Here is a 17,248-nt window from a genome sequence, read left to right as displayed (position 1 = left end):
CTGAGGGGAGCTATTATCTATAATAAAATGACAATACTCATTACGTTTTACGTTCGAAACAGTCCTCCACTAGAATTACGAAGGTATGTATTATAAACTTTTTAAGAAAAAACATACCACATACAATCTTATTGATATACTATATATAGCGACAACATATTTATTCCCATTTGCTTAAGGCTAAGCAAACCGCTACCTTTGTATTCATTAATACAAAATTATCTGCAAAATTGAAAAATACCTATGTGTGGTATTATTGGATATTACGGGACCAATGGAAATGCTGTAAAAGTCATTTTAGACGGATTAATCAAATTAGAATATAGGGGATATGATTCAGCCGGCATTTCCTACCTATCCAACAGTAATGAACTAAAAATAGACAAAAGCATTGGCAGTATTGACAACTTAATTAGAAAAGTAGATAAACATATCAAATCCAATCTTGGACTCGGACATACACGCTGGGCAACACATGGAGAAGTGAATACTGATAACTGTCATCCACACAATGTTGGGTCTATTACTTTGGTGCACAATGGTGTTATTGAAAATTATTTAGAGATAAAAAAACATCTACAAAATAAGGGATACCAATTTAATTCTACAACCGATACAGAAGTATCGTGTGCTCTTATAGACAGTCTCTATAATGATACAAAAGATATTGTTGAAGCACTCTATCAAGCTACCAATGTACTTATCGGTTCATTCGCTTTTGGTATTATAGTCAGAGGGATTAAAAAACTCTACGCTATGAAAAGAAATAGTCCACTTGTTATCAACCATAACAACAACGAGGGATTTATCGCTTCAGACACATCTGTCTTAGCTCCCCATACTGACTCTTATATTTTATTAGAAGACAATGATATTGCTGAAATAGATCCAATCATAACAATTTTTCACCATAAAAAGCAGGTAAATCGTATAAGCAGACCAATAATTAATACTGATGAAATCGAAGATAAGGGTAATTTCGATTATTATATGCTTAAAGAAATTTATGAAGAACCAACTATCATTGAAAAAACAATATGTAATTTTACAAAAAATCATTTCGACTTAACACGATATAATCATGTTGATATTGTTGCATGTGGTAGTTCTTATCATGTGGGGTTATTAGTTAAATATTGGATAGAACAATTACTTAACATTTCGACTAATGTCGAAATAGCTAGTGAATACCGTTATAAAAAGTTAATTGTACAAGATAATAGTTTAACAATTATTATTTCTCAAAGTGGAGAAACAGCTGATTCACTTGCTGCTATCAAGATAGCAAAGATATTGAAAATACCAACGTTAGCCATTGTCAATGTTATTGATAGCAGTATTGCAAGAGAAGCAGATAACATTATTTATACGAAAGCTGGAAAAGAAGTATCGGTTGCTACAACAAAAGCTTACATAGCTCAATTGCTAAGTATGGCTCTTCTTATCGAGAACAATAAAGCTCTATTTGAAGGACTACCAAAAGAACTATCTCATATCATTGACAATAAAATGGAAGATATCACTCAATTTGCTTACCAACTTTACCAATCAGAACATATCTATTTCCTAGGCAGAGGTGTCGATTATGCTATAGCAATGGAAGGAGCTTTAAAGATTAAAGAAATCTCATATATTCATTGCGAAGCATATGCTGCCGGTGAAATTAAACATGGTACAATTGCACTAATTGAAAAGAATACACCGGTAATTGCTATTGTAACAGATAATAATATCCGAGAAAAAACCATTAGCAATATGAAAGAAGTTAGTTCAAGAGGTGCAAATGTACTGGCTATTACTAATGAAGATATACTAGACTTTAACAATAAAATTATTGTTAATAAATTGCCGATGATAATTCAACCATTCAATATTATTTTGATTTTACAATTGTTAGCTTTTCAGATAGCTAAGTTGAAAGGTTGCAGCATAGATAAACCAAAAAATTTAGCAAAAAGCGTAACAGTAGAATAAACTTATGAACAATATAAAACCACAGGAGAAAATTGAAAGCGACAGACTTTTTCTATCAAAATATGTTAATAATAAAAAAACTATAAAAGAATTATTAAAATTTTATAGGAAAGACTTAGAATATGTCGGCTTGTGGCGAGAAACTATTTACAAATGGGATAACGAAAACAATATTAAATGTTACATTCGAAGCTCAGCCGATGTTTGGGAAAAAGCAAAAGAACTACGATATGCCATACGTCTAAAAAATAATGCTTTTATTGGAGAAATCAAAACAGCCATCGATTGCCATAATGAAGTTGCAGAAATTGGTTTTCTTCTAGACAAAGACCACGCCGGGTACGGTTACATTTCAGAAGCTCTATTAGCATTAGAGTCCTATCTTTTTAGCGTTGGTTTCTACCGTATTGAAATAATGTGCGATACGGGAAACGAACGTTCCTTAAAAACAATCTTAAGAACGGGTCATGTATTCGAAACCGTTCGGCTATGCAATAAACTGTACGACCATAAAAATGGTCGTTTCCATACCGCTTATTTCTACAAGTTAAAAAATTTTAATGTAAAAAAAATTGACCCACTACAATTTGACCACAAACTCCACAAAAAAATACTGTTAAAGATTAATACAATTCTAGAAAAATATTAGCTTTTTACTTCTATATTCTTTTTATACTTAAAAAAGGGTACTTCTGGAAATTCTATTGCTACGTATATTATAATAATTGTCCCCCCTTTATTGGTGTAAAGATACTTAAACAATACGTAAAGATCATTTATCAAACATGATAATAAGTTTATGAAAACTGGAAATAAATAATTATCTTCGCACTTCACATGAGTAGTTGAAGGCTTTACTCAGAACTCGGAATTGGTCACTCCCTTAATACAAAAGTTATTCTGATTATGGAATACAATAGGCGGTCGTTTATATCATATATAAATGTTTTAATTCTTATTTTTTTGGTAATTATGGCTATGGAGCTGTTGGAGTCCTCTAAAAAATTAGAAGAATTGCGACAAGAGATAAGATCTCAAGGAGATGAGATACATGACATAAGACGTGATTTTTTCAATAAATTTTCCTCTTTTGAAGAAAGACTCTCTAGCCACAAAATAACAAAAAAAAACGATTGAAAATTGAAAAAACCTTAAGGAAGGCTTATAAGTAGATGACCCTGCAAAGAAAAGATGAATATGTGCCATTCTCAAATTTAAATATTCTCGATATTTGCATTGTGTCTGTTATTTATTTATTTATTTCTGTTATTTATTTATTTATTGTATCATTCATTTCTAATTCTGTTAATCTAAGAACGAGGGAGTTCGCTGTAGATGTAGAAACGGTAGTCTCATCTTATTTACAATGTTGTGGGGCACATAAAAGATACCGTTAATTTCGATATTACCGCAATAGTATCCTTTATCTTACTAAGATAAAGAAAGAAGTTTACCACTTTCCAAAATAATATTAATATTGAAAAGACAGATTTTACATTCTACCTTTGCGAAAACATTCCTTAATCCGATTTATAACCATTGTAGTATATTATTCTTTAGTTTTTTTTTATGAAAATTTATGAAAATTGCCATCCTTTCTCCATTTTATCCATATAGGGGGGGTATTGCCCAATTTAGCGCTTTATTTTACAAAGCACTAGAAAAAGAACATGATGTAAAAGCTTTTTCTTTCTCTCGCTTATATCCAAAACTATTTTTCCCGGGTCAAACACAATATGTAAAAACCGAAGACAAAGCTATTTTTATTTCTTCTAAAAGATTATTGGACAGTATTAATCCACTTTCATATCAGAAAACATCTCAAAATATTGAAAAATTTCATCCTGATATATTAGTAATTACTTACTGGATATCATTCCTTGCACTCTCTTACGGATATATTGCCCGATACTTAAGAAATAAAACGAAAATTATTCTTCTACTCCACAATGCAATTTCACACGAACCAAACTTTTTTGACAAATCTATTACCCGCTGGCTATTTAACCAAAGCGATGGCTTCATAATAATGAGTGAAGTTGTAAAAAATGATTTGTTAACATTAAAACCTCATGCTTCTTACTGTTTATCTCCCCACCCTATTTACAATCATTTCGGAGAAAAAATTAAACAAAATATCGCTCGAAAAGCATTAAATCTTCTTCCAAATAAAAAAACTTTGCTCTTTTTTGGATTAGTCCGTGACTACAAGGGATTAGACTTATTGATAGATGCATTGTCGTTGTTGGATGAATCTTATCAATTGATAATTGCAGGCGAATTTTATAGTTCGTTTGAAAAATACCAATTGCAAATCAATGCCTCCAATGCACGAAATAGAATTCAAGTTTTAAATAAATACATAGGTGATAAAGAAGTTTCATTACTATTTTCAGCTACCGATATATTGGTAATACCTTACAAATCAGTTACGCAAAGCGGAGTAATTTCGATTGCCTACCATTTTGAAATACCTATTGTAGCAACCGATGTCGGGAATCTAAGAGAAATAATAGAGAAATCTGATACAGGCATAATTTGTCAGGCCCAAGCTAATGATCTAGCTCATGGAATAGAAAAAATTTACGCTATTGGAACAGAAAAATTTATTATTCCTATTCGAAAAGAGAAAAAAAACCTTTCATGGGAAATATTTATAGAAAATTTAATTAAACTTTCTACAAATATTTCCCACGAAAACTCAACAACTCACTGACGATATTCCCTTTTTAAAAAATATAAAGATGACCTCCTTATTAGAAAAATTGGATATTTTAATAATTCGTTTTGAAGAAATCGGCAAGTTAATTAGTAATCCAGATTCCATTACGGATATGAAACGTTTTGTTAAACTTAACAAAGAATATCGCGAACTCGAAAAGATTTCACTCATCAGAGATCAATATAAACAAACATTGATTAATATAATAGACGCTCAAACTATTTTAGAAAAAGAATCAGACAAAATACTGCGCGAAATAGCTAAAGAAGAATTGGAGGAATCTACCTCACTTCTCAATCAGTTAGAAAAAAAAATCAAGTTACTTTTGATTCCTATCGATCCACAAGATGGGAAAAATGCCATTGTAGAAATTCGAAGTGGAACAGGAGGAGATGAAGCCTCTCTTTTCGCCGGTGATCTTTATAAGATGTATTCTAAGTATTGCGAATCCAAAGGATGGAAAATAGCAGTAACGAGTAGTAGTGAAGGGACTATCGGTGGATTTAAGGAAATTATCTTTACCGTAAATGGTGAAAATGTGTACAGTACATTAAAATATGAATCTGGAGTACATCGTGTACAACGTGTTCCTATTACTGAAACTCAAGGTAGGATACATACTTCTGCAGCTACAGTAGCCGTATTCCCAGAAGCCAAAGATGTAGATATAGAAATCAAAGAGTCAGATATCCGTACGGATACATTCTGCTCTTCTGGTCCTGGGGGGCAATCGGTAAATACCACCTATTCTGCCATTCGTTTAACACATATTCCTACAGGTATTGTTGTCCAATGCCAAGATGAAAGATCACAACTTAAAAATAAAGAGAAAGCTATGACAGAACTTCGTTCTCGTATATATAATATTGAATATCAAAAACAAATAGATGAGACTGCCCTCAAAAGAAAAACAATGGTTTCTACCGGGGATCGATCGGCGAAAATCCGCACTTACAACTACCCGCAAGGACGAGTAACTGACCATCGAATCAATTATACAACATACAATTTACTAACATTTTTAGAAGGAAATATTCAGGAGTTTATAAATCAATTAATTATAGCAGAAAATTCTGAAAAATTAAAAGATAGTGAACTTTGACAAAAGAGAAATTATATTGTATGACTAAACACCAATTATTCAATAATATTGTAAAAAAACAATCTTTTCTCTGTATAGGACTAGATACCGATATAAAAAAAATTCCTGTTCACTTACTAAAGGAAGAAGACCCTATTTTTTCTTTCAACAAAACTGTTATTGACGTTACGCAGCAATACTGCGTAGCCTATAAACCAAATACAGCTTTTTATGAGGCAACTGGTATAAGTGGTTTGATTTCTTTAAAAAAGACAGTGAAGTACATTCGGAAAAACTATCCAGAACAATTTATAATCGCTGATGCCAAACGGGGAGATATAGGTAACACATCGAAAATGTATGCCCGTTCCGTCTTCGACCATGCAGATACAGATTACGACGCGATAACAATAAATCCTTATATGGGAGAAGACAGTATAAGACCCTTCCTTGTATATCCCAATAAATGGGTAATCCTGTTGGTATTAACATCTAATAAAGGCTCACATGACTTTCAACTGGCTACTTGCTCTACAGGTGAATACCTTTTTGAGAAAGTATTACAAAAATCACAAACGTGGGCAACAGATGAACAAATGATGTATGTAATTGGTGCAACACAAGTAAAAATGTTAACCAATATTCGCAAGACTATTCCCAATCACTTTTTATTAGTCCCAGGTATAGGAACACAGGGTGGAAATTTAAAAAACGTAGCAAAATATGGAATAAACAGTCATTGCGGTCTATTAGTAAATTCATCCAGACAGATTATTTATGCCGATTTTTCCAAAAAATTTGCAGAGGCAGCCAGTCAAGAAGCTCAAAAAATACAATCGGAAATGGCAAAATACCTTGCAAGATATATACACTTAGAATAAAAACAAATATTCTATATTACACAACTCTATGAAAATATGCCATCCTAAAAAAATAATTAATGATCCCGTTTTTGGATTCATTAACATCAATGATGAATTTATTTATAATATCATTCAGCATCCTTACCTTCAACGTCTAACGCGTATCAGACAACTCGGCTTAACCTACTTAGTTTATCCGGGTGCTCAACACTCTCGAATGAATCACTCACTCGGGGCAATGTATTTAATGAATGAAGCCATCGTTCAACTACGTTCTAAAGGGCATTCGATCACTCTTCAAGAAGCACAAGCTTCTTTGGCTTGTGCTCTGATGCATGATTTAGGACACACTCCTTTTTCTCATGCTTTGGAAAATACATTAGTAAAAAATATTCATCACGAAGCAATTTCCTTACTACTAATAGAAAAAATAAATAAAAAAATCAGAGGAAAGTTAGATTTAACCATTTCGCTTTTTAAAAATGAATATCCTAAAAAATTCTTTCATCAATTGATTAGTGGGCAATTAGACATAGATCGGTTGGATTATTTACGAAGGGATAGTTTTTTTTCAGGTGTCACTGAAGGAAATATTGGCTCAGCACGTATTATTAAGATGCTAAACATAAAAGATGACTGCTTAGTTATAGATTCCAAGGGTATTTATTCCATAGAAAATTTTCTCATGGCTCGACAATTAATGTTTTGGCAAGTTTATTTGCATAAAACAGTGATTGCATCGGGAAAAATGTTGATAAATCTTTTCAACAGAGCACGACAACTAACACAAAAAGGAATAAAATTATTTACCTCTCCTGCCTTGCATTATTTTCTTTCCCAATCTGTTGATAAATCAACCTTTCAAAATGATCCACAAGCAATCGAACATTTTGTCAATTTAGACGACAACGATATACTTTCAGTAATGAAAGTATGGTCTCAACACAGTGACAGAGTTCTTTCACTATTGAGCAGCAGTTTATTACATCGCAAATTATTCCAAATAGAAATAAAATCTACTCCTTTCAACCCTGCAGATATCGAAAAAAAACAAAAACAAATTGCAAATAATCATCATATTTCATTTCAAGAAGCCTCTTATCTTATTGCCCACGACGAAATATCAACTAATATATACAATGAAGCTGATGACAGTATAGACATACTATATAAAGACGGGACCACACGCAATATAGCAGAAGTATCTGACATGCTGAACATTAGATTATTATCTAAAAAAATCAAGAAATACTACTTATGTTTGCTCCGCAATTGAACGATTGAAAAATTGTCAGTTTTTTCAGATAAAAATACACCCAAATATACCTTTTTAACATCTTTGGACCTTTATTATCAGCTAGTTAAAGTAAAACATCTAAATCAGGATCAATATCCGAGAGAAAGAATATTACTTCCCTTTACCAATTCATTTTTAATATTATCCTTCCTAATTGATTTATAAATACTTTACAAATATTCTATATTTTCTGAGATGTTTAATATCAAAATAATTCCATTTCAAATGCATTTTGGAATTCAATTCCAACGCTGGATTACTTTTTACACAAAAAAATCCCATTTTATTACGAATAGGAACTAAATCGTAAGAAAACAAAATATTTAATCCTTTTTTCTTGTATCTCGGATGCATTCCCATAATATACAAATCAACAACTTTGCCTTCACTATACAATGCTTTCAATAAGTGAATCCACCCAAGAGGGAACAATCTCCCTTTTGCCATTTGTAAAGCTTTAGAAAGTCTTGGAATGGTAATTCCCATTCCAATTACGTTTACTTTATGAAAAATTAATGTTATCTCTTTTAAACGTAAAAATATAGGCATATACATTTTAGAGTAATATTCTATCAATCTATCGGAAAGTTCTAAATAACCATAAACAGAACGACAAATTTCATTCCATAATTGAAATATTTTCTTTACATAAGATAATAATTGCTTCCTTTGTTTAAATTTGACAATTCTAAATCCATATTTCTGCATAACAATTTTGTCAATTTGACGATGTTTATCCGGAGAATTGGATATTTGAATATGAAATTCTTCCCAATCTTGATCTTTTTTATATCCTAATCTAGTCAAATGTTCTTTGTAATAAGAAAAATTATAAGTAGTTGCCATTGTACCCAATTGGTCAAATCCACGAACAAGTAATCCCCTATGGTCTAAATCTGTAAATCCTAAAGGTCCTTGAATACCATTCATCCCTTTATCTCTTGCCCATTTTTCAACAGCTTTAAACAGGGCATTCGATACTTGGTCATCGTCTATAAAATCCACAAATCCAAATCGTGCGTATTGTTGACCCAATTTCTTGTTAGCATGATAATTGATGATTCCAGCAATTCTACCGGCTACTTGATCATTCTTGTAAGCCAAATAATAGACCGATTCACAAAATTCAAAAGCAGGATTCTTATCCTTCCGTAAATTCATCAATCCATTTGTAACTAATTCAGGTACATGATAAGGATGCCCTTTGTACAGTTTAATATTGAAAAAGACGAAACTCTGAAGAGAATCACTATCAGTTACTTCTTTAATTACCACTGCCATTTGTATAAAAAAATAAAGGTAATTCTAATGAATAATATCTACTTTGCTTTGCTTTTTTAAAATGGTATAATACCAGTATTATATCATTTATACTCATCCCAACTCTTGATGGGAATATTGTTCAGATCTATAGAACAAAAAGCATGTATAAATGCCGAAGCAAGACGAGAATTAGTAAATAAGGATATATTAAAATCGATTGCTCCACGACGAATTTTATAACCATTCGATAACTCTCCCTGCGTTAAATTTTTAGGAATGTTTATCACTAAATCTATTTGTTTCTCACGAATCATATTAAGTGCAGAAGGATTTTCTCTTTCGCTTGGTTGATACACACGAATAGAAGGAATATTGTTATTTGTAAAAAAATGATGTGTTCCCTCAGTGGCATATAATATATAACCCTTTTGTTGAAGTAAACGACATGCATTCAAAAGATATACCTTAGAGTGTAAAGTTCCGCCTGATACCAATATGTTTTTTTTAGGAACACTCATTCCAACTGAAAGCATAGATTTTAATATAGCTTCATAATAGTCGTCGCCAATGCAGCCGACTTCACCAGTAGATGCCATATCTACTCCCAGTATAGGATCAGCTTTTTGAAGGCGAGAAAAAGAAAACTGAGAGGCCTTGATCCCAACATAATCTAGATCGAATTCATTTTTATTTGGTTTATCGACAGATTCCCCTAGCATAATACGAGTCGCTAACTCTATAAAGTTCAACTTTAATATTTTAGAGACAAAAGGAAAACTTCGTGAAGCACGCAAGTTGCATTCTATTACTTTGATTTCGTTGTCTTTTGCTAAAAATTGTATGTTAAATGGACCGGTAATTAGCAATGCTTGTGCAATTCTTTTTGCCAACCGTTTAATCTTTCGAACAGTTTCCACGTACAGTCTTTGCGGAGGGAATTGAATAGTTGCATCACCTGAATGAACTCCTGCAAATTCAATATGTTCTGAAATAGCATAAGTAATGATTTCTCCTCCATTTGCTACTGCATCTATTTCTATTTCCTTAGCATTTTGTATGAATTCGCTAACTACGACTGGATGCTTTTGGGAAACATCAACAGCTAATTTCAGAAAAGTATTTAGTTCTGACTGATTGGCACAAACATTCATTGCTGCTCCTGATAAAACATATGATGGACGAATCAACACTGGAAATCCTACTTCTTCTATAAATTCATGAATATCAGACAGTGAACTTAATTCTTTCCATTTAGGTTGGTCTATTTCTAAATAGTCGAGCATGGATGAAAATTTATGCCTGTCTTCAGCATTGTCTATGTTGGAAGCATTTGTTCCCAAAATCGGAACACCAGATCTTTCCAAAGAAATTGCGAGATTATTTGGAATTTGCCCTCCAGTAGACAAAATCACACCTCTTGAATTTTCCATTTCGACAATATCCATAACCCTCTCATAAGTTAATTCATCAAAATACAAACGATCACATACATCATAGTCCGTAGAAACTGTCTCAGGATTGTAATTAATCATTACTCCCCTCCATCCTTTTTTCCGAATAGTTTCCAAAGCATTCACTGAACACCAATCAAACTCCACACTGCTACCAATGCGATAGGCCCCTGAGCCTAAAACAATTACTGAACATTTATCATTTAAATAATGGACATCATTTTCCATTCCATTGTAAGTTAAATACAAATAATTAGTCTGAGCTGGATACTCAGCAGCTAAAGTATCAATTTGCTTTACAACGGGTTGAATATTTAATGCCTTGCGATGTTCGCGTAAGAATATGATTTTACTAGCTGCTATATCAGAATTTTTATATAAAAGTTTAGTAATTTGATAATCTGAAAAACCTTTTCGTTTAGCAATCTTTAATAGACCGGTGGATAATTCATTTATAGAATTATACTTTTCTATTTTTTTGGAAATCTGATAAATGGCTTGCAATCTTTGAAGAAACCATAAATCAATTTGTGTTAATTTATGTATTCTATCAATTGAATAACCGGTTTTTAATGCTTGAGCAATAATAAATATCCGTTTGTCGGTCGGCTCACATAAAGATTTATCTAAATCAAATATATCCATATCTTTATTTGCTACAAAGCCATGCATGCCTTGAGCAATCATTCGCAGTCCTTTTTGAATTGCTTCTTCAAAACTACGGCCAATAGACATTACCTCTCCTACACTTTTCATATTTGAGCCAATTTCTTGGGATACACCATGAAATTTTCCCAAATCCCAACGTGGAATTTTACAAACAATATAATCCAAAGCTGGCTCAAAAAAAGCCGTAGTTGTTTTAGTAACAGAATTTTTCAAATCTTGTAATCCATAACCTAAAGCCAATTTTGCTGCAATAAATGCCAAAGGATAGCCTGTGGCTTTGGAAGCCAAAGCTGAAGATCTACTTAGACGAGCATTTACTTCAATTACACGATAATCCTCTGAATTGGTATCGAAAGCATACTGTACATTACATTCACCTATAATACCGATATGACGTACGATCCTAATAGATAATTCTCGTAATTTGTGATATTCCTGGTTAGTCAAAGTTTGTGAGGGAGCAACGACAATACTTTCACCTGTATGTATTCCTAGAGGATCAAAATTTTCCATGTTACAAACTGTAATACAGTTATCGTATTGATCTCGTACTACTTCGTATTCTATTTCTTTCCAACCTTTCAATGATTTTTCAATTAACAATTGATTTGAATAATTAAAAGCCCTTTCTGCCAATGACTGTAACTGTTCTTGATTATTGCAAAATCCACTACCTAATCCACCTAATGCATATGCTGCTCTTACAATAATGGGGTAACCTAGTTCTTCAGCTGCCCTACGGGCATCTTTAATCGTTCCTACTGCAATACTTTTAATCGATTTTACATTTATTTGATTTAATTTTTTTACAAATAATTCTCTGTCTTCCGTATCAATAATGGACTGAACAGTTGTTCCCAATACATTTACGTTGTATTTTTCGAAAATGCCAGATTGATGAAGAAATACTCCACAATTAAGTGCAGTTTGTCCTCCAAAAGAAAGCAAAATACCCTCAGGTTTTTCTTTCTCTATTACTTTTTCCACAAAAAAAGGAGTAACAGGTAAGAAATAAATTTTGTCGGCTACCCCTTCTGAAGTTTGTACGGTAGCGATATTGGGATTAATTAAAACAGTATAAATACCCTCTTCTTTTAGTGCTTTCAACGCTTGCGACCCAGAATAATCAAATTCTCCTGCTTCACCAATTTTCAATGCTCCAGAACCAAGTAACAAAATTTTCTTATATCTACGCAAATATGAAATGGAAGGAACAAAATGAAAGAATGCTTTTTTTACGTTCCCTTGTATAATCTGCTCTGTTTTCGATATACCTTCTATAAATATATTAAAAAGGAATTCTGTATCTGTGGGACCAGAAGCTGCTTCTGGATGAAATTGTACTGAAAACCAAGGATAAATTTTATGACAGATTCCCTCGTTAGAATTGTCATTCATATTGGTAAACAAAATTTCCCAATCATTGCTTAATGGTTTTGTATCTACTGCGTAACCATGATTCTGGGAAGTGATAAAACATTTTTTGGAATTTGCCATTCGTACAGGTTGATTATGACTTCGATGCCCATACTTCAGTTTATAGATAGTTGCCCCCCCTGCTTGCGCTAGTAATTGATTTCCCATGCAAATCCCCATGATGGATTTTCCATTCTTCATAGCTTCTTTGATATGATTTACTATGATTTGCCCATGTTCAGGATTCCCAGGCCCATTGGAAATAAATAATCCATCGTATTCTAATTCGTTGAAATTATAATTCCAAGGAACACGAATAATGTTAATATCTTTTTTCAACAAACAACGGATAATATTATGCTTTACTCCACAATCAACCAATACAACAGTTTTCGAACCATTCCCATATCTTAAAATCTTTTTACAACTGACCCTTGCTATTAAATTTTCCAAAGAAATATCTATGAAATCAATTTCATTAGGTGAATCAAACACAATTTTCCCTTTCATAGACCCATGTTCACGAATCAATTTGGTAATGGCTCGTGTGTCTATTCCAAAAATACCTGGAACTCTATGTTCTTTCAACCATTCTCCTAAGCTTTTTCGTGCATTCCAATGATTATATTCGTGAGAATATTCTGAAATAATTAGACCACTCACTTGAATCTTCTCCGATTCGTAAAATTTAGAAAGTCCATTTATTATACTATCTTCGGGTACACCGTAATTGCCGATTAAAGGATAAGTAACCGTAAGGATTTGCCCTGCATAGGAAGGATCGGTTAGACTTTCAGGATAACCAACCATTGCAGTATTAAACACCACCTCTCCTGAAGTTGGAATTTCGTATCCAAAAGAAAAACCCTCAAACCTCATTCCATTCTCCAGTATTAAAGCAATTTTTTTATTCATGAAACTAGTCCTGTATATATATATAGAAGTTGAATAAAAATTTATGTATAAATTTTTACAAATTGACTACAAATATATAGAATAAAAGCTGGTTTTTTCATTGTATAGAATGATTCGGCAGTTTAATATATTTTGTATATATTGTGAATATTTTTATCCCCTAAGTTTAGGATATGGCAAGAACAATTAAAGAAAAAGCATTACGTTATCATTCGGAAGGTAAACCTGGAAAAATAGAAGTTATTCCAACTAAGCCTTACAGTACCCAATACGATTTATCATTGGCTTATTCGCCAGGAGTAGCTGAACCATGTCTTGCAATAGAAAAAAATTCTGAAAAAGCATATGATTATACAGCGAAGGGGAATCTTGTTGCCGTAATTTCTAACGGAACAGCTGTATTGGGATTGGGAAATATCGGGGCACTGGCAAGCAAACCTGTAATGGAAGGCAAAGGACTATTATTTAAGGTTTTTGCAGGCATTGATGTGTTCGACATTGAGGTTAATGAAAAAAATGTTGACAAATTTGTAGAAGCTGTTAAAGCAATTGCTCCAACATTTGGTGGAATTAATTTAGAGGACATCAAGGCTCCTGAATGTTTTGAAATAGAAAAAAGACTGAAAGAAGAATTAGATATTCCGGTAATGCATGATGATCAACATGGCACGGCAATTATTTCTTCAGCAGGATTAGTTAATGCACTGGAAATAGCAGGTAAGAAAATTGAAGATGTAAAAATTGTTGTTAATGGAGCAGGAGCATCCGCCAGTTCATGCACACATTTATATATGGCCTTAGGAGCTAAAAAAGAAAATATTGTCATGTGTGATAGTAAGGGAGTAATTTCTGTCCACCGTTCTGATTTGACACCTGAGAAGGCATTTTTTGCTACTACGAAGAATGTGAATACTCTGGCAGAAGCTATGGTTGGTGCAGATGTTTTTTTGGGTTTATCTGTCGCTAATGTCTTAACAGGAGAAATGGTTCGTAATATGTCTGAAAACCCAATTGTCTTTGCGTTAGCAAATCCAAATCCAGAAATATCCTATCAAAAAGCCAAAGTTTCCCGTCCAGACATTATTTTTGCTACTGGTCGTTCGGATTACCCAAACCAGGTAAATAATGTATTAGGATTCCCTTATATTTTTCGCGGTGCATTAGATACTCGAGCAACGGTTATCAATGAAAAAATGAAACTTGCTGCTGTAGCAGCAATAGCTGACTTGGCAAAAGAATCTGTTCCTGACGTTGTAAATGCTGCTTATGGACTTTCCTGTTTAAACTTTGGAAAGGAGTATATTATTCCAAAACCTATGGATCCGCGGTTGTTAACCCGTGTTTCCATAGCAGTAGCAAAAGCTGCCATACAGTCGGGAGTAGCCAAGAAAATTATCACTGATTGGGACAGGTATAAAGATTATCTACGGGATTTAATGGGTTATGACAATAAACTTATCCGTCAATTAAGTGATATGGCTTCTAAGAGTCCAAAACGTGTTGTTTTCGCTGAAGGTTCGCATGAAAATATGTTGAAAGCGGCTGCACAAGTTAGAGATGAAAAGATTGCCCACCCAATCTTATTAGGAAACGACGAGCGTATCGCCAAATTAGCAGCTGAAAATCATATCGATTTGGAAGGTATAGAAATAATCAATCTACGTCATGATAGTGAAATGGACAGAAGACATAGGTACGCTGCTTTACTATCTGAAAAAAGAGCTCGCGAGGGAGCTACTCTTGATGAAGCTGTAGATAAAATGTTCGAACGAAATTATTTTGGTATGATGATGGTAGAAACAGGTGATGCTGATGCTTTTGTTACAGGTGTGTATACTAAATATTCTAATACTATCAAAGTGGCAAAGGAAGTGATAGGAATACGAGAAGGACATAGCACTTTTGGAACTATGCATATTTTGACAGGACAAAAAGGCACCTATTTCCTTGCTGATACCCTTGTTAATCGTCATCCTTCAACCGAAGAACTTATAGATATTGCTAAATTGACTGCCGAAACAGTTCGCTTCTTTGCTCAAGAGCCAGTGATTGCAGGAGTTTCTTATTCCAATTTTGGTTCATATACAGGAGGAAGTCCAGCAAGTATGCATGAGATGATAAAAATTATGCAACAAGAATATCCCAATTTAGCAATAGATGGAGAAATGCAAGTCGGTTTTGCTCTTGACAAAACTTTACGAGACCGCAAATATCCATTCAATCGATTATTGGGAAAAGATGTAAACGCAATGATCTTTCCCAATTTGAGTTCTGCTAATATTGCCCAAAAATTGCTACACGAAATGAAAGTGGGAGAAACGATAGGCCCCATTCAAATGGGGTTAAAGAAACCTATCCATTTCACTGATATTGCCAGTTCAGTACGCGATATTGTTAATATCGTTACAATAGCTGTGGTTGATGCTATTGTTGTGGAAAAATTGAAATCAAGATAATCCTTATCGTCTGTTTTTTCCTTTCAAGAAATTTGGATCTATCAATGTGTAAGCCCTCGAAAGGAGAAAAAAGAAAAACAAAAAAAGGGCCCGTCACCACCCCCACTTTCTTTTGAAAGATTATCAGGAATGAGTTGTTACGGGAATGAGTTGTTACGGATGTTGCGGAGGTAAGACTCGAACTTACGACCTCTGGGTTATGAGCCCAACGAGCTACCAACTGCTCCACTCCGCGATGTTTTATGAGTACGAAGGTAAATCTTTAAAAAAAAAAAAACAAACCTTTTTAGCTAATTTTTTTATTTTCTTGTCAAGGTCAGTTTTATACAAAATTATTTTATATTTGTAACACAAAATTTAGGGCGATGAAATTATTAGAAGGGAAAACAGCAATTGTAACCGGGGCTGCACGTGGAATTGGCAAATCGATTGCTACTGGCTTTGCCATGGAAGGTTGTAATATTGCATTCACTGATTTGATCATTGATGAAAATGTAGAAACAACTGTAAAAGAAATACAAGATTTGGGAGTAAGAGTGAAAGGCTATGCTTCCGATGCATCCAATTTCGGAGATACTCATAAAATAATGAATGCAATAGTTGAGGACTTCAACCACATAGATATTTTGGTTAATAATGCAGGCATTACTCGAGACAGTCTAATGATGCGTATGACTGAACAGCAATGGGATTTAGTCCTCAAAATAAACTTGAAATCAGCGTTCAATTTTATCAATGCTCTAGCTCCTATAATGATCAAACAAAAGTCGGGAAGTATTATCAATATAAGCTCCGTGGTTGGTTTACATGGAAATGTGGGACAAGCAAATTATTCTGCTTCCAAAGCTGGCATGATTGGATTAATAAAATCTGTTGCAAGAGAACTAGGAAGTCGTGGAATACGTGCTAATGTCATAGCCCCTGGATTTATTGCGACAGAAATGACTCATAAACTCTCAGAAGAAGTACAAAATAAATGGATAAAACAAATCCCGTTGCGTCGTGCTGGCACACCCAAAGATGTCTCCAATATTGCTTTATTCCTTGCTTCTGATCTCTCATCCTATGTTACGGGACAAGTTATTCAGGTAGATGGAGGAATGAATACTTAAATATAAGGTCATTCCTATCATTTTATGAA

General features: G+C 33.4%; 10 protein-coding genes and 1 tRNA gene. 8 read left to right on the top strand and 3 right to left on the bottom strand.

What is annotated here, in order from left to right:
• The first annotated feature begins 243 nt into the window (after positions 1 to 243).
• The 6 genes from glmS to CFPG_RS02895 all read left to right on the top strand — a co-directional run bounded on the left by glmS (position 244) and on the right by CFPG_RS02895 (position 7,916).
• Positions 244 to 1,974, top strand: coding sequence for a glutamine--fructose-6-phosphate transaminase (isomerizing) (gene glmS, locus CFPG_RS02925; protein ID WP_012573528.1), 1,731 nt, complete (start codon positions 244 to 246; stop codon positions 1,972 to 1,974).
• 4 nt (positions 1,975 to 1,978) lie between these two features.
• Positions 1,979 to 2,623, top strand: coding sequence for a GNAT family N-acetyltransferase (locus CFPG_RS05170; RefSeq protein ID WP_012573527.1), 645 nt, complete (start codon positions 1,979 to 1,981; stop codon positions 2,621 to 2,623).
• A gap of 930 nt (positions 2,624 to 3,553) precedes the next feature.
• Positions 3,554 to 4,690 (top strand): glycosyltransferase, encoded by a 1,137-nt coding sequence (locus CFPG_RS02910; protein WP_012573526.1) that lies wholly within the window; start codon positions 3,554 to 3,556, stop codon positions 4,688 to 4,690.
• Positions 4,691 to 4,712: 22 nt separating this feature from the next.
• Positions 4,713 to 5,798: a peptide chain release factor 1 gene (gene prfA / locus CFPG_RS02905; protein WP_265348059.1), complete on the top strand. Its 1,086-nt coding sequence runs from the start codon at positions 4,713 to 4,715 to the stop codon at positions 5,796 to 5,798.
• Positions 5,799 to 5,818: 20 nt separating this feature from the next.
• Positions 5,819 to 6,658 (top strand): orotidine-5'-phosphate decarboxylase, encoded by an 840-nt coding sequence (pyrF, locus tag CFPG_RS02900; protein WP_012573524.1) that lies wholly within the window; start codon positions 5,819 to 5,821, stop codon positions 6,656 to 6,658.
• Positions 6,659 to 6,686: 28 nt separating this feature from the next.
• Positions 6,687 to 7,916 carry an HD domain-containing protein gene (locus CFPG_RS02895; RefSeq protein ID WP_012573523.1) on the top strand — a complete coding sequence of 410 codons (1,230 nt, stop codon included), beginning with the start codon at positions 6,687 to 6,689 and terminating at the stop codon, positions 7,914 to 7,916.
• Between the two features lie 180 nt (positions 7,917 to 8,096).
• On the opposite strand, the gene CFPG_RS02890 is transcribed toward CFPG_RS02895, so the two are convergent.
• The gene (locus tag CFPG_RS02890; RefSeq protein ID WP_012573522.1) at positions 8,097 to 9,218 is read right to left on the bottom strand and encodes a hypothetical protein; all 1,122 of its coding nucleotides are present in this window, start codon (positions 9,216 to 9,218) and stop codon (positions 8,097 to 8,099) included.
• An 83-nt stretch (positions 9,219 to 9,301) separates the two neighbouring features.
• Positions 9,302 to 13,651, bottom strand: a complete 4,350-nt coding sequence (gene carB, locus CFPG_RS02885; protein WP_012573521.1) for a carbamoyl-phosphate synthase (glutamine-hydrolyzing) large subunit — start codon at positions 13,649 to 13,651, stop codon at positions 9,302 to 9,304.
• Positions 13,652 to 13,824: 173 nt separating this feature from the next.
• Here carB and CFPG_RS02880 point away from each other — a divergent pair, with 173 nt between their 5' ends.
• Complete coding sequence (locus tag CFPG_RS02880) at positions 13,825 to 16,107, top strand: NADP-dependent malic enzyme (protein ID WP_012573520.1); 2,283 nt, start codon at positions 13,825 to 13,827, stop codon at positions 16,105 to 16,107.
• Positions 16,108 to 16,269: 162 nt separating this feature from the next.
• On the opposite strand, the gene CFPG_RS02875 is transcribed toward CFPG_RS02880, so the two are convergent.
• Positions 16,270 to 16,342: transfer RNA gene (locus CFPG_RS02875), tRNA-Met, on the bottom strand.
• A gap of 130 nt (positions 16,343 to 16,472) precedes the next feature.
• Between CFPG_RS02875 and fabG the strand changes: the two genes are divergently transcribed.
• Complete coding sequence (gene fabG, locus CFPG_RS02870; RefSeq protein WP_012573519.1) at positions 16,473 to 17,219, top strand: 3-oxoacyl-[acyl-carrier-protein] reductase; 747 nt, start codon at positions 16,473 to 16,475, stop codon at positions 17,217 to 17,219.
• Positions 17,220 to 17,248: the final 29 nt, after the last annotated feature.

Origin of the sequence: Candidatus Azobacteroides pseudotrichonymphae genomovar. CFP2 (assembly GCF_000010645.1) — a bacterium.
GTDB classification, from domain to species: Bacteria; Bacteroidota; Bacteroidia; order Bacteroidales; family Azobacteroidaceae; genus Azobacteroides; species Azobacteroides pseudotrichonymphae.
This window is presented reverse-complemented; position numbering and strand designations above follow the sequence as displayed.

Excerpts from the sequence above, each read along its gene's own strand:
- glmS (WP_012573528.1), top strand. The coding sequence starts at position 244 with ATGTGTGGTATTATTGGATATTACGGGACCAATGGAAATGCTGTAAAA.
- CFPG_RS05170 (WP_012573527.1), top strand. The coding sequence starts at position 1,979 with ATGAACAATATAAAACCACAGGAGAAAATTGAAAGCGACAGACTTTTT.
- CFPG_RS02910 (WP_012573526.1), top strand. The coding sequence starts at position 3,554 with ATGAAAATTGCCATCCTTTCTCCATTTTATCCATATAGGGGGGGTATT.
- pyrF (WP_012573524.1), top strand. The coding sequence starts at position 5,819 with ATGACTAAACACCAATTATTCAATAATATTGTAAAAAAACAATCTTTT.
- CFPG_RS02895 (WP_012573523.1), top strand. The coding sequence starts at position 6,687 with ATGAAAATATGCCATCCTAAAAAAATAATTAATGATCCCGTTTTTGGA.
- CFPG_RS02890 (WP_012573522.1), bottom strand. The coding sequence starts at position 9,218 with ATGGCAGTGGTAATTAAAGAAGTAACTGATAGTGATTCTCTTCAGAGT.
- carB (WP_012573521.1), bottom strand. The coding sequence starts at position 13,651 with ATGAATAAAAAAATTGCTTTAATACTGGAGAATGGAATGAGGTTTGAG.
- CFPG_RS02880 (WP_012573520.1), top strand. The coding sequence starts at position 13,825 with ATGGCAAGAACAATTAAAGAAAAAGCATTACGTTATCATTCGGAAGGT.
- fabG (WP_012573519.1), top strand. The coding sequence starts at position 16,473 with ATGAAATTATTAGAAGGGAAAACAGCAATTGTAACCGGGGCTGCACGT.